This is a genomic window from Streptomyces sp. P9-2 (assembly GCF_051903975.1).
In the GTDB taxonomy this organism is placed as follows: domain Bacteria; phylum Actinomycetota; class Actinomycetes; order Streptomycetales; family Streptomycetaceae; genus Streptomyces; species Streptomyces cellulosae.
On record NZ_CP192633.1, the window covers coordinates 260107 to 280009 of the forward strand.

Here is a 19903-nt window from a genome sequence, read left to right on the forward strand (position 1 = left end):
AGGAACGAGAGAGGATTGTGACCATGTCCAACACACCCATGGCCGCGAACCCCCTCACCCGGGCCGTGCTCGAGATCGACGAGTACGTGTCCGGACTGGGCTGGGACCAGCCCGCCCGCCTGTTCGCCCTCGTAGACACTGCCCGGCTCCGGGCGGAACAGCCCTCCCTCGCGGACCGCCTCGGCCTCGACGGCGGTGAGGAGGCCGCCGCCCTCACCCCGATCGAGCAGGAGGAGATTCCCTCCGGCAAACCCCTCGACGAGTTCCTCGGCACCATCGCCTGGCCCGACGCGGTCACCGGCTGCGCGCTCACCGTGGAGCGGCTGATGCTGCCGCCGTCCGCGGAAGCGGAGGTTCCGAAGGACCTGGACGAGGCCGCCCTCACCAAGTGGGTGGCGGAGCACCCGGAGCGTCAGGAGGTCCGGATGACGGTCGCGGTGCTGCGCGACGGCTCCCGTGAGTCGGCGCTGCGGCTGCGGGAGAAGGACTCCCCGACCGAGGTGCTCACCGGCTCGGACCTGGTGCCGGGTCTGGCCCAGGCGCTGACGGCGACGTTCGAGGACTAGGACCTCAGGTCAGGAGGCGGTGCACGTCGGCAGGTCGGCGGTGTCGCCCGCGCGGATGTCCTTCAGGGCGTCCAGGGCGTCGTCGATCGTGCCGACCTTCACCAGCGTGAGGCCGTCGGGGGTGTCCTCGGCTGCGGCGGCGCAGTTGTCGGCGGGCGTGAGGAAGTACTCGGCGCCCTTGTCTCGCGCGCCGACCGTCTTCATCTCGATGCCGCCGATCGGCCCGACCTTGCCCTCGTCGTCGATGGTGCCGGTGCCCGCGACGAACTGGCCGCCGGTGAGACTGCCCGGGGTGAGCTTGTCGTAGATGCCGAGCGCGAACATCAGACCGGCGCTGGGGCCGCCGACGTCGGCGAGCTTGATGTCGATGTCGAACGGGAAGGTGTGGTCGGTCCCGGCGGAGATGCCGACGACGGCGCGCTTCTCGCCGGCGTCGTCGGAGGCGCGGGTGGTGATGGTGACCTTCTCCGTCCGCTCCGCCGTCCGCTTCTCCTTCTCGGCGGCGGCCTGCTCCTTGGCGGGGACGATGGTGAAGACGACGTCCTCGCCCGGCTTGTGCTGGGTCACCAGGTCGGCGACGTCGGAGGGCTCCTTCACGGCCTTGCCGTCGACGGCCTTGATCACGTCGCCCGCGTGCAGCTTGCCCTCGGCGGGGGCGTCCTTGACGACCGTGGAGACGATCACCCAGGACTTCACCGGGATGTCCAGCTCCTTCAGGGCCGCCACCTTGGCGCTCTCCTGGGACTGGCTGAACTCCTCGGCGTTCTCCTGGGTCGACTCCTCCTCCGTCTTGCCGTCCGGGTAGAGGGTGTCGTGCGGGACGACCTTGGTGTCGTGCGCCAGCCAGCCGTACACGGCCTCGACGAGGTTCATGCGGTACTCGGCGCTGGTGACCCGCACGGTGGTCATGTTGAGGTGACCGTCCGTCGGGTAGGTCTTGCGCCCGGCGATCTGGAGCACCGGCTCGCCGTCGTGCTCGCCCAGTGTGTTCACCGTCGGCCCCGGCGACATCTCCGCGTACGGCACGGGGATGAAGACTCCCGCGCACAGGAGCGCGATCAGCATCAGGGTGGAGGCGAGCATCGTCGCCGTACGGCGTGGCATGACTCGACAGTACGGGACGGACCTGTCAGCGCACCGTCAGGGCCGCCCGGTCGAGCGGCCCCGGCCCCTTCGCCCGTCCTGGCCTGCGGTTTCCGGGCTCAGCTGCCCGTACGCTCCCGCTCCATCGCCTCACGGAAACGGGCATAACCTATGAGTTCGGGACCGTCGCCGCGCACGTTGCGGGTCCGGTTGGCCCAACTGCCCCACAGTCCCGCTCCGATCGCGGCCACCAGCGGAATCAGCAACCAGGCAAGCGCCGCCATGCCGACCTCCCAACCCCATGAGCGTCCGCAACACTGACTGATCAGCAGATTAACCATCCGCAGTGACAACGCTCACCTCAGGGGTGCGGTTACGCAACCGCACGGGAAGGCGTCCCGGACGCGCGGGAGAGGCATGCCGCGCGGAAAGGGCGAGGCTAGACGCCGACCCATTCCTCGGTGCCGTCGGAGAAGCGCTGGTGCTTCCAGATGGGCACCCCGTGCTTGATCTCGTCGACGAGCCGGCGGCAGGCCTCGAACGCCTCGCCCCGGTGCGCGCACGACACGGCGGCGACCACGGCGAGGTCCCCGATCCTCAGATCGCCCACCCGGTGGGCCGCGGCCAGCGCCCGCACGGGGAAGTCCGCGGCGACCTTCTCCGCGATCCGCCGCATCTCGTCCTCGGCGCTCGGATGGCAGGAGTAGCCCAGCTCGTCCACGTCGGCGCCGCCGTCGTGGTTGCGCACGGTGCCCACGAAGAGCGCCGTGCCGCCGGCCGCGTCGTCGCCGACCGCGCGCAGGATCTCGTCCACCGACAGCGCGGTGTCGCGGATCGCGATCAGCTTGATCGGGTCCTGGGCGGGCTGCTCACCGGGGTGGTCCGTCACGGGTGCCATGCCCCCATCGTGCCCCACCCCGCCGACGGTGCGGAACAGCCGGATCGCCCGGTACGCGCGCGTGGTGCTTCGGAGGGTCCTCCAAGGGGACACCTCCGCGGGGGCCGGTCCGGTCAGATCCGGCGGCGCGCCTTCCGGGCCCGGCGCACCACCGCCGCCGCGCCGAGCAGCGCGACCGTCGCGCCCGCCGCGCCCGCGGCCGTCGCGTCCTTGCGGCCCAGCCGGCGGCCCGCGACCGTGTGCCGCCCGGAGACCTCGTCGAGCAGCTGCGCGAGCACCTCCTCGTTGGTGTACGCGGGACGCCACCCGGCGTCGTGCAGCCTGCTGCCGCTGACCACCCAGGGGTACATCGTGTACGCCAGGTCCCCCGCCGGGGACGGGGTGAGCCCGATGCGGTGCAGCCGGGCCGCCGCGCCGAGCGCCACCGCCGACGGCAGCTCCATCCGCCGGATGCCGCTGAGCTCCTCGACCTCCTCCTGCTCCAGCCAGCCGTCGCAGCCCACGGCCAGCTCGCCGTCGACCTTCTCCAGCACCGCGTACTCCAGGGCGCTGCACAGGTCGTCGATGTGGCAGAACTGCCAGGCGGGCCGGGAACCGGCCACCACCAGCAGTCGCGGCGACTCGAAGTACCTGGTCAGCGCGGTGTCGGTGCCGCCGACCAGCACGGCGGGGCGCACCACGGTGACGTTCAGCCCGGGGTGCGCTCGGGGCGCCCGGCGGGCCAGCCGCTCGATCTCCAGGAGGTCGCCGACGCCCGTGGCCTCGGCGGTGGCGCGCAGCTCCGCGTCCTCGGACAGCGGCAGCTCGTTGTCGGGCAGCGCCCCGTAGACCATGGTCGAGGTGCACAGCACCACCCGGTGCACGCCGGCCGCCGCGGCCGCGGTCAGCACGGTCTGCGTGCCGCGCACGTTGTAGGCCGTACGGGCGGCCGCGTCGGTCTCCAGGTCCAGGTCGAGGGCCAGGTGGACCACCACGTCGGCCCCGCGCAGCCGCTCCGCGATCGCGGGGTCGCGGACGTCCAGGATGTGCCACTCGGCCTCGGCGCATTCGCCGCGCCGCTCGTCGATGGCGACGACCTGCTTGACCTCCTCCGACGCGGCGAGCCGCTCGGTGAGCAGGGCCCCGACGCCGGAGGCGGCACCGGTGACCGCCACGACGGGCCCGCGGGGCGGAGGACTGGTTGACTTGTTTCGCGCTGCGCGAACCTGCGGATCTGGGGAACTCACCGGGCGTCTCCAGCGGTTGTCTTCAGTACGAGCGCGAGCGACGCGTACGTACCAGGTGGCATCCATCCTGCCGCAGGCCTCCTGTCGGCGAAGCACCGAGGCCCGAACCGTCTCAGGTGTCTACGCTGGGTGGTGTTGTCGGGCAGCCGTGCCGCCGGAAAGAACCGGTGGCCCTACAAGCCGAGGAAACCCGTGAGTGACACCCCATTCGGATTCGGCCTTCCGCCGGAGGAGCCGGACGACGGCGACGAAGGCAAGAAGAAGGACCCGCAGGGCGGCGGTGGTCAGGGCCCGGCCAACCCGTTCGGCTTCGGCACGCCCGGGGCGGGCGGCTTTGGCGGCTCCGGCGCGGACAATCCGTTCGCCGCGATGTTCGGGTCGATGAACCCGGGCGATCTGGGCGCCGCGTTCCAGCAGCTCGGCCAGATGCTCTCCTACGAGGGCGGCCCGGTGAACTGGGACATGGCCAAGCAGATCGCCCGCCAGACGGTCGCCCAGGGCACCGCGCAGGGCTCCAAGGACGCCAGCGTCGGCCCCGCCGAGCGCAGGGCCGTGGAGGACGCGGTCCGGCTGGCCGACCTGTGGCTGGACGACGCCACCTCCCTGCCGTCCGGCGCCAACTCGGCGCTGGCCTGGAGCCGCGCGGAGTGGGTCGAGGCGACCCTGCCCGCGTGGCGGGAGCTGGTCGACCCGGTCGCCGAGCGCGTAGGGAACGCGATGGGCGACGTCCTGCCGGAGGAGATGCAGGCCATGGCCGGCCCGCTGATCGGCATGATGCGCTCCATGGGCGGCGCCATGTTCGGCACCCAGATCGGCCAGGCCGTCGGCGTGCTCGCCGGCGAGGTCGTCGGCTCGTCCGACATCGGCCTGCCGCTGGGCCCGGCCGGCAAGGCCGCGCTGCTGCCGCTGAACATCGAGAACTTCGGCAAGGACCTGGGCGTCCCGCAGGAGGAGGTGCGGCTGTACCTGGCCCTGCGCGAGGCCGCCCACCAGCGTCTCTTCGCGCACGTCCCGTGGCTGCGGTCCCACCTGTTCGGCGCGGTCGACGGCTACGCCCGCGGCATCAAGGTCGACACCGGCAAGCTGGAGGACGTGGTCGGCCAGTTCGACCCGCAGAACCCGGAGCAGCTGCAGGAGGCGCTCCAGCAGGGCATGTTCCAGCCGGAGGACACACCGGAGCAGAAGGCGGCCCTGGCCCGTCTGGAGACGGCGCTGGCGCTCGTCGAGGGCTGGGTGGACGCGGTCGTGCACGCGGCGGCCAAGCCGCGGCTGTCGTCGGCGGACGCCCTGCGGGAGACGCTGCGCCGCCGCCGCGCCTCGGGCGGTCCCGCCGAGCAGACGTTCGCCACGCTGATCGGCCTGGAGCTGCGTCCGCGCCGGCTGCGCGACGCCTCGCGTCTGTGGGCCTCGCTCACCGACGCGCGCGGGGTGGACGGCCGGGACGCCCTGTGGGCGCACCCGGACATGCTGCCGACGGCCACCGACCTGGACGACCCGGACGGCTTCGTGCACCGGGAGCAGATCGACTTCTCCGAGCTGGACAAGATGCTCGGCGAGGCCGCCGACAGGCCCGACCTGCGCAAGAAGGACGCCGGTGAGGCCAAGGACGCCGACGCCCCGGACGAGGACGGCAAGGGCGACGAGAGCAAGGGCGACGGCGCCGAGTGAGCCTGCACGACGACGCGGTGCTGGTCCTCAAGGCGTACGAGGACCAGCCCGAGCTGAGGGACGCGTACCTGGAGCATCTGGCCGCGCATCCGGACGGCCTGTGGAAGGCGTGCGGGGCCGGTCATCTCACGGCGAGCGCGCTGGTGGTCGACCCGGAGCGCGGCCGGGTGCTGCTGACCCTGCACCGGAAGCTGCGGATGTGGCTCCAGATGGGCGGCCACTGCGAGCCGGGCGACGCCACGCTGGCCGCGGCCGCGCTGCGGGAGGCGACCGAGGAGTCCGGCGTCGCGGGTCTGACGCTGCTCCCGGGCGGTCCCGTGCGGCTGGACCGGCATCCCATCCCGCCGCCCTGCCACCGCCACTTCGACGTGCAGTACGCGGCCCTGGCCACGCGGGACGCCGTGCACGCGGTGAGCGACGAGTCGCTGGACGTGCGCTGGTTCGCGTACGACGAGGTGCCGGAGGTGGCGGACGACTCGGTCGTACGGCTGCTCGACGCCACGCGCGCGAGGCTCGACGCCTGAGCCATGCGAAGAGGGGCGGCGCCTTGTGGAAGGCGCGGCCCCTCTTCGCGTGCTCGCTCGGGTGTCCGGGGCGTCAGCTCCAGACGTTGCCCTGGTTCTGACCGCGGGCGCCCTGCTGGCCCATGCCGTACTGCGCGGCGAGGCCGGAGCCGATCTGAGCGCCCTGCGGCGGCAGCAGTTCACTCGGCTGGACCAACGCGAACCCGGTTCCCATGAAACTGAGCTCCCAGCCCTCGCCGGTGTTGCCGCGGCGCCGCCACACCCCGGAGGAGTGCGTCTGTGCCTGCATCTGCACCCGCAGCGACGTGGACCAGGCGACGATCGCGTCGGCGTCGCAGTTGACGTACTTGTCCGGCGTCACCTGGAGCAGCAGCGGCATGCCCGAGGTCATCAGCGCGACCTTGCCCCGGCCGGTGATGTTGAGCTGGTACTTCCCCGAGCCGGAGATGCCGTAGAGGCTGTCGACGGCGATGACCTCGTGGTGCAGCGAGGAGTCCATGGCGAGGACGTAGCTGCTGTCGACCGTCAGGCCGTCCTGCTCCACGTCCATGATGTGGATGCGCTGGGCGAGATTGGCGAGGTAGACGGTGCCCTGCCCGTGGCAGCGCATCAGCTCCAGGCCCTCACCGGTGCGCGCCCGCGCGCGGGACTGCTCGTTGCTCTGGTACTCCGCGTCGAACTCGACGAGACCCTGGTAGGCGACCATGGCGCCCTTGCGGGCGAGGACGTCGTCGTGCCCCTCGAGGGCGACCCGGAGCATCTGCCCGTTCTGCAGGCTCCAGCGGTCCTGGGTCTGCTGCTCGTTGTGCGCGAAAAGCGGACTCTGCATGGTGTGCTGCTCCCCCTCAGCCCCGGACCCGGAGACGGTCGGTGCTGTCCTCACTGGGCTGGACGACGACGATGCCCTGACCGGAGAAGGCCATCTGGTAGGCCTCGCCGCTGCCGCGGCCGATCAGCGACTGGGCGCGGAAACTGCGCTTGCCCTTCACCTTGAGGTTGGGGGACCAGGCGACCAGCGCGTCCGGGTCGACGTACGTCTCGTCCTCGCCGCCTCCGCAGTCGACGACGATCGGCTTGCCGCGCGAGGTCAGCGCGACCCAGCCCTGCCCGGAGATCTTGGTGTTCCACAGGCCCTGCCCGGCGAACTTCGCCAGGCCCTTGACCCGCTCCACGCCCCAGGTGAGGTGCGCGTCGAAGGCGAGCAGGTTGGTGGCGTTGACGGAGATGCCCTCGCCGTTGAGGTTGATCACGACGACGTTGGCGCCGTAGTCGGCCAGGTAGAGCAGGCCGTCGCCGGAGCACTTCATCAGGGGCGCGCCCTCGCCGGTGAGCCAGTCCTTGGCGATCTGGCGGACGGCGGGCGGATTGGGCTCGTACTGGACGAAGCCCTCGTAGGCGACCATCGAGCCGACGCGCGCGAGGAGGTCGTGCCCGGTCTGCATGGCGACCTTCAGCATGTGGTTGCCGTGGTTCTCCATGCGGGCGGTGGCGGGTGCGGGGGCGAAGCCCGCGAGTGGCTGGTTCATGACGGGCTCCCTCAGATCTCGTACGGCTGGACGACGATGAAGTTGCCGGGCGCTCCCCGGAACTGCAGGTTCACGCTCTCGCCGGTGGCGCCGGGGTAGGAGTTGCGGCGCATCCGCACCTGGCTGGAGACGACCACCTGGGCGGCGGCCGACCACGCGACGACGGCGTTGGCGTCGGCGAACGTGGTGGGCGTGACCGGCAGCACCACGGGGATGCCGTGCGTCTTCACGACGATCGTGCCGGTGCCCTGGAACTGCATCGTGAACAGCGCGCCGCCGGGGATGCCGTGCCCCTCGATGCGGCGGACCTCGTACTGGAGGCCCTCGTCGAAGGCGAGGACGTTCTCCGCGGAGACGCACACGGCATCGCCCTGGAGTTCGATCGGGTGCAGCATCGTGGAGTTCTCGGCGAAGAACACCTGGCCCTGGCCGGTGCAGCGCATCAGCTGCATCTCCTGGCCGGTGGCGTTGCCGACGAGACGGCCGGTGAAGCCGGCGCCCTTGTAGCTGAAGTCGACCTTGCCCTGGTAGAGCACCATGCTGCCCTGGCGGGCCAGCACGGGCGTGCCGCCGATGCTCAGGTCGGCGCGGACCAGCTTCTTGTTCTGCTGGGTCCAGCGCTGTCCGGTGGGCGTCTCCTTGAACTGCTGGAGCGCGCCGAGCACGCCGGGCGTCTGGGGTGCGCCCTGCGGCATGCCCTGGGGCGCTGCCTGGGGTGCGCCGTAGGGGGCCTGCTGGTGGGGCATCTGACCCGGCAGCATCTGCCCGGGCGGGGGCTGCTGTCCGTAGCCGGGCGGCGGGGCGGGCGCCTGCGGGGCGGCGGGTGGCTGGCCGTAACCGGGCGGAGGCGCGGGGGCCTGGGGCGCGGCCTGGCCGTAACCGGGCGGCGGGGCAGGGGCCTGCGGCGGGGCGGGCGGCTGCCCGTAGCCCGGGGGCGGCGGAGGCGTCTGGCCGCCGTAGGGGGCGGGCGCCGGGGCCGGGGGCGGCACCGGGGAGCCGCCGGGCGGCGTCTGCATGGGCGCCACGATGGTCGGCGCGGAGTGCACCGGCGGGGCGGCGGGTGCGGGGGCCGGCGGGGGCGTGAACCCCGGGGCGGGCTGGGGCGCGGGAGCCGGGGCCGGTGCGGGGGCGCCGCCTCCGGGGACGCCGAACGCGGGCGGGGCGAAACCGGGCGCGGCCTGCGGGGCCTGGGGCTGCGCGGGCTGCTGCGGCTCGGGCGCGGCGGGCTCGTCGTCGGCCACCTCGCCGCCGAAGTTGCGCAGCAGCGCCTCGAGTCCGCCGTCGAAGCCCTGGCCGACGGCGGCGAACCGCCACACGTCCTTGAAGTAGAAGTCGCCGAGCATCACGGCCCGCTCGGTGGTGAATTCCGAGCCGCTGAACGGGTACCGGGCCACTTCCTCGCCGCCGGCGACGATACGGATGTACCCGGGACCGATCTGCGACATCTGCCCGGCGCCGTCGAGGGTCGCCGTGAAGGAGAGCTTCTTGATCTGCTGCGGGATCCGGTCCAGCGTCACGCGGAAGGACTCCGTGTCGCCCGCCTGGGCGCCCAGCAGCTGAATGGACTCCTCGGGGGACTTCGGCTGGTTGTAGAAGATGAAGTACCGGTCGTCGGAGAGACGTTCGTCGGCGTCGAGTCCGAAGCAGCTGATGTCGAAGCTGAGCCCCGGGCCGGCGATCTGTACCCCTACGTACAGGTCCGTGCCCGCGGTGAGGTCACTGATCCTGGCCTTGTGGCCGCGTTGGAATTCCCTGGCCATACGTACGACCGTCCCCCATCCCGTATGTGAGTGCGTCGCGCCAGGCTAACGGCAATCACGGACACCGGAGGAAGTCGGTACAGACCCGGTACACAACGCGCAGGCGCCCTCGCTCCGCGTTCACAAGGGGAGGCGGTCCTGGGTGCCGGCGCGGGGAGGTGTCACTCGTCCCGGGCGCCGGGGGCGTGCGGCAGACGGTCGGCCGCGACCACGCCCTCGAGGTAGCCGCGGGCCCGTTCGGTCTTCGGGTACGCCTCGAGGAGCCGCCAGAACCGGGGCCCGTGACCGGGCACCAGAAGGTGCGCCAGTTCGTGGCAGAGCACGTAGTCGACGACGTACTCCGGCATGCCCTGGAGCCGGTGGGACAGCCGGATGCTCCCGTCGGACGGGGTGCAGGAACCCCATCGCGTGTTCTGGTTGGTCACCCAGCGCACCGAGCGGGGGCGGGCCCGCCCGTCGAAGTACTGCTCCGACAGCCGCCGCGCGCGCTCGGCCAGCTCGGCGTCCCCGAGGGTCCGCCTGCTCTCCTGCGCGGCGAGCTTGTCGAGCATGACGCGCACCCAGCGCTGCTCCTCCGCCTCGGACATCCGGGCGGGGATGAGCACGACGGTGCGATCGCCCTCGCGGTACGCGGAGACCGTCCGGCGTCGGCGGGCACTCCTGCGGACCTCGATCGCGCTCGCCCGTGAGCCGTCCTTCGGCTGGCTCTTCGCGCTGCGCTGAGACGGTCCGGCGCGGTGCAGTGGGTCGGCGGGCACGTCCCGACCGTACCCGCTGGACCGGGGGAAGTCCCGGCTCCGGGACGCTTCTCCGACGATCCCGTCACCGGGCGCCGGATTTGTACGACGAATTCGGGCGCCTGTGGACAACTCTCGACGGCCCCCCGACCGGCCCGGGCATGCTGGCAGCGCCGGCCGGGAGCCCCGGCGGATTCGGTTTCGGGGCGGTCGGTGAGGTGTGTCATGCCTGGCCGCAGGGGCGGATCAGGCACAGATCAAGTACGTGTAAGGACAGACGGGGGTCAGTCATGCATCCGATGCTCAAGCCCGCACTCAGGCGCGGCTGGCGGGACCGCAACACCGTGCAGTTCGGGATGACGCCGGCCCAGGCACTGACCCTGGGGCCGGTGGACACGGCCACGGGCAGCCTGCTGGAGCTGTTCGACGGCACGCGGGGTCTTGAGCTGCTGCGCGAGGAGGCCCGGCGCATGGAGCTGCCCGACGGTCATGTCGACCGGCTGGTGCGGCGGCTGTCGCGGGCGGGGCTGCTGGACGACTCGCGGGGCGGCGGGCCGGCCGCCGACGCCCTGCGCGCCAGACCGGAGGCGCTGGACCGGCTCCGCCCGGACTGGGCCTCGCTCGGCCTGACCACTGCCGGTCCGGGCGATCCGCTGCGGGTGCTGGCGGCGCGGCGGAGCATGCGGGTGCAGGTCAGAGGCGTGGGCCGGGTGGGGGCGACGGTGGCGGCGCTGCTGTCGGGCGCGGGCGTCGGCGAGGTCGAGGTACGGGACGTCGGCCGGGTGGAGCCGTGGGACGTGGCGCCGGGCGGGCTGCCGGCCGAGGCGGTCGGCGAGCGCAGGGAGGAGGCGGCCCGTCGGCTCGTACGCCGGTGCGCGCCGGACCGCCCTCCACGCGGCACGGCCCGCTCACCCCTGGCCGAGGACGTCACCGGGCACTCCCTGGTGCTGCTCGCCCCTCGGGACGACGTCGCCGTGCACGCGCCGGATCCGGCGTCCAACGAATCCCTTCTGGCGTCGGGCACTCCTCATCTATATGCGGGGGTGGTGGAGGGCACGGGTGTGGTCGGTCCGCTGGTCCTGCCCGGCGAGACAGCGTGCGCGGGCTGTCTCCAGGAGGACCGGATCGACCGGGACCCGGCGTGGCCGCGGCTGGTGGCGCAGTGGCGCTCAGGACGGCAGCGCAGGGTGGGCGCCTGCGATGCGGCGCTGGCCGCGACGGTCGCGGGACTGGCCGCCGCCCATGCGCTGGCCTTCCTCGACGGGCGGATGCCGTCCAGCGCGGGCGCCCGCTGGGAGGTGTCCCTGCCGCAGCTGCACTGGCAGCCCCGGCCGGTCACCCCGCACCGCCGCTGCCCGTGCGGGGCCGCGGGCACCGGCCCGGAAGGGATTGACGGAAGCCCGGAGAAAGGTAAGGGAGAACACACCTCCGCCGACGGGGGGTCGCACGAGACAATGGCCGGGCACGGGCCGTCGAAGGAGTCGCGCCGTCAGGCGGACGCGGAGCGGCCGGCAGGGACCTGGAGGGCGCATGTCTGATCTTCCCCGCAAGGCGGTCACCCGCACCGCCAAGCTGGCCGCGCTCCCGCTCGGCTTCGCCGGGCGGGCCACCTGGGGACTGGGCAAGCGGATCGTGGGCGAGTCCGCGGAGCTGGTCGGCCGGGAGCTTCAGCAGCGCACCGCCGACCAGCTGTTCAAGGTGCTGGGCGAGCTCAAGGGCGGCGCCATGAAGTTCGGCCGGGCCCTCTCGGTCTTCGAGTCGGCCCTGCCCGAGGAGGTCGCGGGACCTTACCGCGCCGCTCTGACCAAGCTTCAGGAGGCCGCCCCGCCGATGCCGACCCGCACGGTGCACGGGGTGCTGGCGGAGCGGCTGGGCGAGGACTGGCAGGAGCTGTTCCGGACGTTCGAGGACAAGCCGGCCGCGGCGGCCTCCATCGGCCAGGTGCACCGGGCGGTGTGGCACGACGGCCGTGAGGTCGCGGTCAAGGTGCAGTACCCGGGCGCCGGTGAGGCCCTGCTGTCCGACCTCAACCAGCTGAGCCGTTTCGCGCGGCTGCTGGGCCCGCTGGTCCCCGGCATGGACGTCAAGCCGCTCATCACGGAGCTCAAGGACCGGGTCTCCGAGGAGCTGGACTACGGCCTGGAGGCGCAGGCCCAGCGGGCGCACGCGGAGGAGTTCGCCGGCGACCCGGACGTGGTCGTGCCGGACGTGGTGCACCAGTCCGACCAGGTGCTGGTCACCGAGTGGATGGACGGCGTCCCGCTGTCGGAGGTCATCGCGGACGGCACCGAGGAGCAGCGCGACCGGGCCGGTCAGCTCCTGGCCCGTTTCCTGTTCTCCGGCCCCGCCCGCACGGGCCTGCTGCACGCCGACCCGCACCCGGGCAACTTCCGTCTGCTGCCCGGCGGCCCCGGTGGCGAGGACGACTGGCGCCTCGGCGTCCTGGACTTCGGCACGGTCGACCGGCTCCCGGGCGGGCTGCCCTCCCCCATCGGCGAGGCGCTGCGGATGACGCTGGACGGAGAGGCGGAGGCCGTCTACGGGATGCTCTGTGCGGAGGGCTTCGTCAGGAAGTCCATCGAGCTGGACCCCGACGCGGTCCTCGACTATCTGCTGCCGATCATCGAGCCGGCGCGGGTCGAGGCGTTCACCTTCACCCGGGGCTGGATGCGCAGCCAGGCGGCCCGGATAGCGGACGTCCGGTCCCCCGCCTACCAGTTGGCCAAGCAGCTCAATCTGCCGCCGGCGTATCTGCTGATCCACCGGGTCACGCTGAGCACCATCGGTGTGCTGTGCCAGCTGGGGGCGACGGTGCGGCTGCGGGACGAACTGGAGGACTGGCTGCCGGAGTTCGTCCCCGGGGAGCCGGGCGAGGAGGAGGAAGCGGCGCAGGCCTGACGGCACGCCGGGCGGCCGGGCGCCCGTGAGGCTGGCCGAGTTCGTCTCACCACCACTGCGAGTCGAGGCGCCCCTCGATCGCGCGCAGGTTCTCGCGGGAGCAGCGCTCGCAGTAGTGCAGACGGACGCCGTTCTCGACGGAGAGGGTCCAGGTGGGCGGCGGCCGGTCGGCGCGGACACCGCAGCGGGCGCAGGCGAGCGGCGCGGGCTCCGCGGCGGAGCCCTCGTCGTCGCTTCCGCTGCCGCCTTCGTTGCCGCCTTCGTGAGGACTGGTCACGCGGCGACGATAACTCCGCGCGGAGGGTGCCACGCCGTCAACGCACCGCGGGGGCCGGTCCGTTCACACGGACCGGCCCCCGCGGGGAGATCGGGGCCTCCGGCTGGGGAGGCCGCCTCGGACGGCATGCCCTACTGCATGACCGCCATGGCCAGCGCCCGGCGGGCGCGCCGCGAGGCGCGCTCGGCCCGGCGCTGCATCCGGCGCGCGGTCAGCAGACCGCTGGCCCGCCTTTCCCGTTGCGCCTCCTGCAGTCGGTCGTGCATATGCGCACGAGCCAGGGCTTCTGGGATGAGTTGCATCTCTCGGGTCCTGTTCTGGCGCGAGTCGTTCGCACCGCTGGTGGTGAAGTCTTCGGTCGCGGAGCCTGCGGGCTCGTGGGCGGACGGCGTCATCGGGGCCTGCTTCTGGGGGTCGTGCGTGAGGGGGCGGTCGATCGTTCCGGGGGTGTTCATGCCGAGACCGGGTTCTTGCGCGGGCGGCCACGCGGCCGCTTCCGGGCGACGACAACACCCTGGACGAACAGCTCGCCGCCCCAGACGCCCCAGGGCTCACGCCGCTCCTTGGCGCCGGCGAGGCAGGCCTCGACCAGCGGGCAGGTACGGCAGAGGGACTTGGCGTACTCGACGTCCGCGGGCGACTCGGCGAAGAAGACCTCCGGGTCGTAGGAGCGGCACGGGACGGGTACGCCGAGGTTCTCGATGGCGTCGTCGAGCGCGGTGAGCGCGGTGAGCGGAGTCAAGGTCGGGTCCTCCGTGGAGCCGGGCTTGGGGATCGTGTCGGAAGGCGGTACGGACGGGGCGTGCGCTTCGAGTTGCACGGCTGGTCTTCCTCGTCTGGTCGTTTCCGGCCGGTCGGCCGGGTGTGCGGCTGGTACCGGGTTCTCTTCTTGTCCCGAGGCGCCTTGTCCTGTCTCCCCGTTCGGGCAAACAGAAGGGCCGCGGATCCCGGATGGGGTTCCGCGGCCCTGAAGGCGCCGGCCTGACGAATCAGGCTGGATCACTCCAGGGTTCTGGCCCACGGAAGGCCCACATCAGGTGGTGCTGCGTCGTCTGCTTCCGGAATCCGGCACCGGCCGCCGCAAAGGCATAGGCCTGCGCCTGTGCCACTACTGCTGCTTCCAGTGCCTTGGTCGGTCGCTCATCGCGCTCACGGACGACAAGGCCCGCGGGAGCGAGGGAGGACGCCGGACGGACGGCACGAATGCCGGACAGAGCGGTGCCCCGGTCGGAGGCGCCGAGAATGCACAGGGAGACGGCCGAGCGATCGGTCAGTTTGACGCTGGTGCTGGTGTTGATGCTGATCACTGGACTCGCCTCCTCTCGGCGTCTCGGGGGACCGGGCGAACCGGTCCGCGGATATGCAAGTACAACACGGAATCAGGGCCTCCGAGAAGGCCGCTGTCCCCGTGGCTAAGAACCTATGGGGATTCCCGGGGCATGCGCAAACTATTTTTTCGACGAGTTCGCGTCAGTCCTGATCTTGTCCCTCGGCGGGGTCCCGGCCCGCGCAGAGGGCCAGCACGTCGGCTCCGTAACGGCGCAGCTTGCGCATGCCCACCCCGGGAATCCGGGCCAGTTCGTGCTCGTCGTCGGGGACGGCCTCGGCGATGGCGATCAGCGTCTTGTCGGTGAAGACGCAGAAGGCGGGCTGGCCGCTGCGCCGCGCCTGCTCGCCGCGCCACTCGCGCAGCCGCTCGTACAGTCCCTCGTCCATGTCGGAGGGGCAGTCCTCGCAGCGCATCAGTTTCATCTCGCCGCCGTCGGTGAGCGTGCGGCCGCAGACGCGGCAGCGGGCGGGGGTGCGCTGCCGGCGGCGCGGGGCCTGCTCGAGGACCGCGGTGGCCGCCGCCGTCCAGGAGCCGCGCTCCACTCCGCCCGCGCCCGCCGCGCCCGCGCGGCCCGCGACGGCGTGCGAGCCGGGGCGCAGTCCCGTGAGGAAGCGGCTCGGACGCCGGTTCGGGCGGCCTCCCGGGGAGCGGGAGAGCGCCCAGGAGAGGTGCAGGTGCTCACGGGCGCGGGTGACGCCGACGTAGAGGAGACGGCGCTCCTCCTCGATCTGCTCGTCCGTCTTGGCGTAGGTGATCGGCATCATGCCCTCGGCGACGCCGACCAGGAAGACGACGTCCCACTCCAGGCCCTTGGCGGCGTGCAGCGAGGCGAGCGTGACGCCCTGGACCGTGGGGGCGTGCTGGGAACCGGCCCGCTCGTCCAGTTCGACGACGAGGTCGGCGAGCGTCGCGCCGCTCCTGGCGGCGGTGAAGTCCTGGGCGAGGTGCACCAGGGCGGCGAGGGACTCCCAGCTCTCCCGGACCGCGCCCGATCCGGCGGGCGGCTGGGGCGTCCAGCCCTTGCCGGAGAGCACGGCGCGCACCTGGGAGGGCAGGTCGGGGGCGTCGTCGAGGAGGGCGTCGTTGCCGCCGAAACGGGCGGCGGCACGCAGGGCGGTGATCGCGTTGCGCACCTCGGGGCGGTCGAAGAACCGCTCGGCCCCGCGCAGCTGGTAAGGCACGCCGGCGTCGGCGAGGGCCTGCTCGTAGGTCTCGGACTGGGCGTTGGTGCGGAACAGGACGGCGATCTCGCCGGCGGGGACGCCGGATTCGATCAGCTCGCGGATGCGGCGGGCGGCTCCCTCGGCCTCGGCCGGCTCGTCGGTGTACTCGGTGAAGACCGGTTCGGGTCCGGCGGGGCGCTGGGAGACCAGTTCGAGGCGATGGTCGGCGGCGCGGCCCCTAGCCTGGGCGAGCAGGCCGTTGGCGAGGCGGACCACCTGGGGGGTGGAGCGGTAGTCGCGGACGAGCTTGACGACGGTGGCGCCGGGGTGGCGGACGCGGAAGTCGAGGAGGTGGTCCGGGGTGGCGCCGGTGAAGGAGTAGATGGTCTGGCTGGCGTCGCCGACCACGCACAGGTTCTCCCGGTCGCCGAGCCACAGCTCCAGCAGGCGCTGCTGGAGGGGGCTGACGTCCTGGTACTCGTCGACGACGAAGTGCTGGTACTGCGCCCTCACCTGCTCGGCGATGTCGTGCCGGTCCTGGAGGACGGCGACGGTGAGCAGCAGGACGTCCTCGAAGTCGATGACGGAGCGCTCGCGCTTGAGGTCCTCGTAGGCGGCGTAGAGCTGGGCGATCTCGGCGGGGTCGCGGGGCGCCTCCCGGCCGGTCTTGGCGGCCGCGGCAGTGTAGTCGGCGGGGACGGTCTGGGTTACCTTGGACCACTCGATCTCGGCGGTGACGTCCCGCAGCTCTCCCCGGTCGAGGCGGATCCGGCAGGCGGCGGCCGCGTCGGCGACAAGCTGGATCTTGCGGTCGACGAGCCGGGGCAGCGTCCCGCCGACTGCCTTGGGCCAGAAGTACTGGAGCTGGCGCAGGGCCGCGGAGTGGAACGTCCGCGCCTGGACGCCGACCGCGCCGAGCTGGCGCAGCCGGCCGCGCATCTCCCCCGCCGCGCGGTTGGTGAACGTGACGGCGAGGACGCTGGACGGCTGGAGGATGCCGGCGCGCACCCCGTAGGCGATGCGGTGGGTGATCGCCCTGGTCTTGCCGGTGCCGGCGCCCGCCAGCACGCACACCGGCCCGTGCAGCGCGGTGGCGACGGCGCGCTGCTCGGGGTCGAGACCTTCGAGCACCGCGTCGGCCGAGTCCGGTACGCGCGGGAAGAGGGTGGAGTGCGTTGCTGCTGTCACACCGCCATGCTGCCAGGTCGCCCGGGACGGGTGAGCCGGTTGTCCACAGGGAAGGGCTCGTGGTCGTACAAATGCGACAAGCGTCACGTCACCGGCTCAGGGGGGCGGGGCCGGGGGACGGCGGGAATGCCTTCGCTTTCACGTACGTTCCCCCGGAGACCGAGGACTTCCCCGAGCCGCCGAAGGAGCGCGAGAGGCATGCAGGGCACTGTGACGATGTACAGCACCACGTGGTGCGGCTACTGCCGCCGGCTGAAGAGCCAGCTGGACCGTGAGGGCATCGCGTACACCGAGATCAACATCGAGCAGGACCCCGAGTCGGCGGCCTTCGTGGAGAAGGCGAACGGCGGCAACCAGACGGTGCCCACCGTGCTGTTCCCCGACGGTTCGACGCTCACCAACCCCTCGCTCGCGCAGGTGAAGCAGAAGATCGGCGTCTGAGCGACTTCGTACGGGCCTCCCGTACCAACGAAGCGGGTGGCCGTCCCTCATGGGACGGCCACCCGCTTCGTCATGCGTGGAGTGTGCGAGGTTCTCCGGCTCAGAAGGCGCTGCGGACGGGCAGGTCCTCGCCGTACCAGCGCTCGATCAGCCGGGCCGCGATGGAGATGCCGTACGGCGGGAGCACCTCGCCGGACTCGAAGGCGGCGCGCAGTTCGTCGCGGGAGAACCAGCGGGCCTCGTGGATCTCGTCGCCGTCCACCGTGATCTCGGAGGAGGTGGCGTGGGCGACGAAGCCGAGCATCAGGCTGGAGGGGAACGGCCAGGGCTGGCTGGCGACGTACTCGACCTCGCCGACGGCGATGCCGACCTCCTCGTGCACCTCGCGGCGCACCGACTGCTCGATGGCCTCGCCCGGCTCGACGAACCCGGCGAGCGTGGAGAAGCGGCCCTCGGGCCAGTGGACCTGGCGGCCGAGCAGGATGCGGTCCTTGTCGTCGATCACCGCCATGATCACCGCGGGGTCGGTGCGCGGGTAGTGCTCGGCGCCGCAGGCCGGGCAGCGGCGGATGTGGCCGGCGGCGGCGATGACGGTGCGCTCGCCGCATCGGGAGCAGAAGCGGTGCAGCCGCTGCCAGTTCTCCAGGGCGACCGCGTGCACCATCAGGCCCGCCTCGCGCGGGGACAGCAGCAGTCCGGCCTCGCGCAGGCCCGCCGGGCGGGCGGAGTCGTCCATGCGGCCGGGCAGCGAGTCCTTCTGCAGGGCGAAGTAGCTGACGCCGTCCTCGTCGATGCCGAGGAAGTAGCGGTGGGCCTCGGTGAGCGGGGCCTCGAAGGACGGGGTCATGACGAGTTCGGTGCGCCCGTCGGGCGTCTCGTCGATGAGGACCTGGCCGCCGGAGACCACGAAGCAGCGGGTCGAGGGGTGGCTCCACGCCGCCGCGAGCCAGGCCTCGTCGAGCCGGTGGTGGGCGGCGCGGTCGATGCCGCTCGGGGCGGTGAGCGAGATGGGTCGGTCGGCGGTGTGGTCGGTCCTGGTGGTCACGGGTGCTTCCAACTCCCCCGGGGGAACGGATCGGGTCGCGGGCGGTCTGGCGGACGTGGGCGGGAGGGACCGGGTCCTGCGGGCGCGGCGGTGGCGCGGCTCTTCCAGTGTGCCGCGCGCGGGCGCCCGCTTCGGACGGCGTGGGTGGTCAGGGGGCGTGCCGCCAGTGCTCGGCGAGGTCGCCCCAGAGGTGGGCGCTGGTCTCGGCGCCCTTGAGCAGCAGGTCCAGTTCGACCTTCTCGTCGGGGGCGTGCCAGCCGTCGGACGGGACGGAGATGCCGAGGAAGAGCACCGGGGCGCCGAGGACGTCCTGGAGATCGGCGGCCGGTCCGGATCCGCCCTCGCGGGTGAACAGCACCGGTTTGCCGAAGGCGCGTCCCATCGCGCGGACGACCGACTGGAGGGCGGGGTGGTCGAGCGGGGTGAGACAGGGGCGGGTGGCCGGGCTGAAGGTGATCTCGTGCCGGACGCCTTCGGGCAGCCGGCCGGGCACCCAGGCGGCGACCGCGTCCTGGATGTGCGCGGGGTCCTGGCCCGCGACCAGCCGGAAGGACAGCTTCACCACCGCGGAGGACGGGATGATCGTCTTGCTGCCGGGGCCCTGGTAACCGCCGCCGATGCCGTTGACCTCGGCGGTGGGGCGCGCCCAGATGCGCTCCAGGGTGCTGTAGCCGGCCTCGCCGCCGGTGCCGTGCGACTTGGCGGTGCGCAGCCAGCGCTCCTCGTCGAAGGGCAGCCTGGCGAAGAGCTCGCGTTCGCGGTCGGTGAGCTCGACGACGCCGTCGTAGAAGCCGGGGACCGCCACCCGGCCCTGCTCGTCGTGCAGGGCGGCGACCAGGCGGGCTGCCGCGGTGGCCGGGTTGGGCACCGCGCCGCCGAAGGAACCGGAGTGGATGTCCTGGTCGGGGCCGTACAGGCGGATCTCGCACTCGGCGAGGCCGCGCATGCCGGTGCACACGGTCGGGGTGTCCTCGGACCACATGCCGGTGTCGGAGACGATCACCGCGTCGGCGGCGAGCCGGTCCGCGTGCCGCTCGACGAGCTCACGGAAGTGCGGGGAGCCGGACTCCTCCTCGCCCTCGATCAGCAGCTTGAGGTGGACGGCGGGGCTGGTGCGTCCGGTGGCGGCGAGGTGGGCGCGCACGCCCAGGGTGTGGAAGAAGACCTGGCCCTTGTCGTCGGCGGCACCGCGCGCGTAGAGGCGATTGCCGCGGATCTCGGGCTCGAAGGGGTCGCTGTTCCAGCCGTCCTCGCGGGCGGCGGGCTGCACGTCGTGGTGGCCGTAGACGAGGACGGTCGGCGCCTCGGGGTCGTCGCCGGGCCACTCGGCGTAGACCGCCGGGGCGCCGGGGGTGTCCCAGACCTCGACGGCCGGGAAGCCGGTGTCCTTCAGCGCGGCGACGAGCCAGTCGGCGCTGCGGCGCACGTCAGGGGCGTGATCGGGCTGGGCCGAGACGGACGGGATGCGGAGCCACGCGGAGAGGTCGTCGAGAAACGCCGCGCGGTGGTCTGCGATGTACGTACGGACGGCGTCGACGGCATTGTCAACGTGCTGGCTCATGTCTACGAGCCT

At 72.5% G+C, this 19903-nt stretch carries 21 protein-coding genes; 6 read left to right on the forward strand and 15 right to left on the reverse strand.

All coding sequences use genetic code 11. The features are described from left to right. The first annotated feature begins 23 nt into the window (after nt 1-23). The gene (locus ACQY0Z_RS01195) at nt 24-566 is read left to right on the forward strand and encodes a PPA1309 family protein (RefSeq protein WP_189901034.1); all 543 of its coding nucleotides are present in this window, start codon (nt 24-26) and stop codon (nt 564-566) included. A gap of 9 nt (nt 567-575) precedes the next feature. Here ACQY0Z_RS01195 and ACQY0Z_RS01200 read toward each other — a convergent pair whose 3' ends face one another. The 4 genes from ACQY0Z_RS01200 to ACQY0Z_RS01215 form a co-directional block, all read right to left on the reverse strand. Then, the gene (locus ACQY0Z_RS01200) at nt 576-1670 is read right to left on the reverse strand and encodes a YlbL family protein (protein ID WP_254585409.1); all 1095 of its coding nucleotides are present in this window, start codon (nt 1668-1670) and stop codon (nt 576-578) included. A gap of 98 nt (nt 1671-1768) precedes the next feature. Continuing rightward, on the reverse strand, nt 1769-1933 hold the full coding sequence (locus ACQY0Z_RS01205; protein ID WP_189901031.1) for a hypothetical protein: 165 nt from the start codon (nt 1931-1933) through the stop codon (nt 1769-1771). 155 nt (nt 1934-2088) lie between these two features. Next, nucleotides 2089-2547 (reverse strand): molybdenum cofactor biosynthesis protein MoaE, encoded by a 459-nt coding sequence (locus ACQY0Z_RS01210; RefSeq protein ID WP_189901029.1) that lies wholly within the window; start codon nt 2545-2547, stop codon nt 2089-2091. Between the two features lie 113 nt (nt 2548-2660). Continuing rightward, nucleotides 2661-3773 (reverse strand): SDR family oxidoreductase, encoded by a 1113-nt coding sequence (locus ACQY0Z_RS01215; RefSeq protein ID WP_439811708.1) that lies wholly within the window; start codon nt 3771-3773, stop codon nt 2661-2663. 192 nt (nt 3774-3965) lie between these two features. Between ACQY0Z_RS01215 and ACQY0Z_RS01220 the strand changes: the two genes are divergently transcribed. Both ACQY0Z_RS01220 and ACQY0Z_RS01225 read left to right on the forward strand, forming a co-directional pair. After that, the gene (locus tag ACQY0Z_RS01220; protein WP_439811709.1) at nt 3966-5441 is read left to right on the forward strand and encodes a zinc-dependent metalloprotease; all 1476 of its coding nucleotides are present in this window, start codon (nt 3966-3968) and stop codon (nt 5439-5441) included. Continuing rightward, nucleotides 5438-5965 carry an NUDIX hydrolase gene (locus ACQY0Z_RS01225; RefSeq protein ID WP_254585408.1) on the forward strand — a complete coding sequence of 176 codons (528 nt, stop codon included), beginning with the start codon at nt 5438-5440 and terminating at the stop codon, nt 5963-5965. Before ACQY0Z_RS01220 ends, ACQY0Z_RS01225 begins: the two co-directional genes overlap by 4 nt. A gap of 73 nt (nt 5966-6038) precedes the next feature. Here the strand turns inward: ACQY0Z_RS01225 and ACQY0Z_RS01230 are convergent, their stop codons facing one another. The 4 genes from ACQY0Z_RS01230 to ACQY0Z_RS01245 all read right to left on the reverse strand — a co-directional run bounded on the left by ACQY0Z_RS01230 (nt 6039) and on the right by ACQY0Z_RS01245 (nt 10009). Beyond that, nucleotides 6039-6794 (reverse strand): AIM24 family protein, encoded by a 756-nt coding sequence (locus ACQY0Z_RS01230; protein WP_189901024.1) that lies wholly within the window; start codon nt 6792-6794, stop codon nt 6039-6041. A gap of 16 nt (nt 6795-6810) precedes the next feature. After that, on the reverse strand, nt 6811-7491 hold the full coding sequence (locus ACQY0Z_RS01235) for an AIM24 family protein (RefSeq protein ID WP_439811710.1): 681 nt from the start codon (nt 7489-7491) through the stop codon (nt 6811-6813). Between the two features lie 11 nt (nt 7492-7502). Continuing rightward, nucleotides 7503-9251: a TerD family protein gene (locus ACQY0Z_RS01240; RefSeq protein WP_439811711.1), complete on the reverse strand. Its 1749-nt coding sequence runs from the start codon at nt 9249-9251 to the stop codon at nt 7503-7505. Between the two features lie 161 nt (nt 9252-9412). After that, a complete protein-coding gene (locus ACQY0Z_RS01245) occupies nt 9413-10009 on the reverse strand; it encodes a M48 metallopeptidase family protein (protein WP_189901018.1) in 597 nt (198 codons plus the stop codon). A 269-nt stretch (nt 10010-10278) separates the two neighbouring features. Between ACQY0Z_RS01245 and ACQY0Z_RS01250 the strand changes: the two genes are divergently transcribed. Beyond that, complete coding sequence (locus ACQY0Z_RS01250) at nt 10279-11526, forward strand: TOMM precursor leader peptide-binding protein (RefSeq protein ID WP_189901016.1); 1248 nt, start codon at nt 10279-10281, stop codon at nt 11524-11526. Beyond that, nucleotides 11519-12886: an ABC1 kinase family protein gene (locus ACQY0Z_RS01255; protein WP_439811712.1), complete on the forward strand. Its 1368-nt coding sequence runs from the start codon at nt 11519-11521 to the stop codon at nt 12884-12886. The genes ACQY0Z_RS01250 and ACQY0Z_RS01255 overlap by 8 nt, the downstream gene beginning before the upstream one ends. 46 nt (nt 12887-12932) lie before the next feature. On the opposite strand, the gene ACQY0Z_RS01260 is transcribed toward ACQY0Z_RS01255, so the two are convergent. From ACQY0Z_RS01260 to ACQY0Z_RS01280, 5 genes are all read right to left on the reverse strand, one after another. Beyond that, nucleotides 12933-13163, reverse strand: coding sequence for a hypothetical protein (locus tag ACQY0Z_RS01260; protein WP_189901013.1), 231 nt, complete (start codon nt 13161-13163; stop codon nt 12933-12935). A gap of 131 nt (nt 13164-13294) precedes the next feature. Continuing rightward, complete coding sequence (locus ACQY0Z_RS01265) at nt 13295-13618, reverse strand: hypothetical protein (RefSeq protein ID WP_189901011.1); 324 nt, start codon at nt 13616-13618, stop codon at nt 13295-13297. Further along, nucleotides 13615-13983 (reverse strand): WhiB family transcriptional regulator, encoded by a 369-nt coding sequence (locus ACQY0Z_RS01270; protein WP_006134966.1) that lies wholly within the window; start codon nt 13981-13983, stop codon nt 13615-13617. The genes ACQY0Z_RS01265 and ACQY0Z_RS01270 overlap by 4 nt, the downstream gene beginning before the upstream one ends. A 169-nt stretch (nt 13984-14152) precedes the next feature. Beyond that, nucleotides 14153-14470 carry a hypothetical protein gene (locus ACQY0Z_RS01275; RefSeq protein ID WP_439811713.1) on the reverse strand — a complete coding sequence of 106 codons (318 nt, stop codon included), beginning with the start codon at nt 14468-14470 and terminating at the stop codon, nt 14153-14155. A gap of 163 nt (nt 14471-14633) precedes the next feature. Further along, nucleotides 14634-16844, reverse strand: a complete 2211-nt coding sequence (locus tag ACQY0Z_RS01280; protein WP_439811714.1) for an ATP-dependent DNA helicase UvrD2 — start codon at nt 16842-16844, stop codon at nt 14634-14636. 198 nt (nt 16845-17042) lie between these two features. On the opposite strand from ACQY0Z_RS01280, the gene ACQY0Z_RS01285 reads away from it, so the two are divergent. Then, a complete protein-coding gene (locus ACQY0Z_RS01285; RefSeq protein ID WP_006134964.1) occupies nt 17043-17285 on the forward strand; it encodes a mycoredoxin in 243 nt (80 codons plus the stop codon). Nucleotides 17286-17385: 100 nt separating this feature from the next. On the opposite strand, the gene nudC is transcribed toward ACQY0Z_RS01285, so the two are convergent. Both nudC and ACQY0Z_RS01295 read right to left on the reverse strand, forming a co-directional pair. After that, complete coding sequence (gene nudC / locus ACQY0Z_RS01290) at nt 17386-18330, reverse strand: NAD(+) diphosphatase (protein ID WP_189901006.1); 945 nt, start codon at nt 18328-18330, stop codon at nt 17386-17388. 148 nt (nt 18331-18478) lie between these two features. Then, the gene (locus ACQY0Z_RS01295; protein WP_439811715.1) at nt 18479-19891 is read right to left on the reverse strand and encodes a dipeptidase; all 1413 of its coding nucleotides are present in this window, start codon (nt 19889-19891) and stop codon (nt 18479-18481) included. Nucleotides 19892-19903: the final 12 nt, after the last annotated feature.

Coding starts and splice junctions, on each gene's coding strand:
- ACQY0Z_RS01250 (WP_189901016.1), top strand. CDS start 10,279: ATGCATCCGATGCTCAAGCCCGCACTCAGGCGCGGCTGGCGGGACCGC.
- ACQY0Z_RS01230 (WP_189901024.1), bottom strand. CDS start 6,794: ATGCAGAGTCCGCTTTTCGCGCACAACGAGCAGCAGACCCAGGACCGC.
- ACQY0Z_RS01285 (WP_006134964.1), top strand. CDS start 17,043: ATGCAGGGCACTGTGACGATGTACAGCACCACGTGGTGCGGCTACTGC.
- ACQY0Z_RS01200 (WP_254585409.1), bottom strand. CDS start 1,670: ATGCCACGCCGTACGGCGACGATGCTCGCCTCCACCCTGATGCTGATC.
- ACQY0Z_RS01235 (WP_439811710.1), bottom strand. CDS start 7,491: ATGAACCAGCCACTCGCGGGCTTCGCCCCCGCACCCGCCACCGCCCGC.
- ACQY0Z_RS01265 (WP_189901011.1), bottom strand. CDS start 13,618: ATGAACACCCCCGGAACGATCGACCGCCCCCTCACGCACGACCCCCAG.
- ACQY0Z_RS01205 (WP_189901031.1), bottom strand. CDS start 1,933: ATGGCGGCGCTTGCCTGGTTGCTGATTCCGCTGGTGGCCGCGATCGGA.
- ACQY0Z_RS01195 (WP_189901034.1), top strand. CDS start 24: ATGTCCAACACACCCATGGCCGCGAACCCCCTCACCCGGGCCGTGCTC.
- ACQY0Z_RS01210 (WP_189901029.1), bottom strand. CDS start 2,547: ATGGCACCCGTGACGGACCACCCCGGTGAGCAGCCCGCCCAGGACCCG.
- ACQY0Z_RS01255 (WP_439811712.1), top strand. CDS start 11,519: ATGTCTGATCTTCCCCGCAAGGCGGTCACCCGCACCGCCAAGCTGGCC.
- ACQY0Z_RS01240 (WP_439811711.1), bottom strand. CDS start 9,251: ATGGCCAGGGAATTCCAACGCGGCCACAAGGCCAGGATCAGTGACCTC.
- ACQY0Z_RS01295 (WP_439811715.1), bottom strand. CDS start 19,891: ATGAGCCAGCACGTTGACAATGCCGTCGACGCCGTCCGTACGTACATC.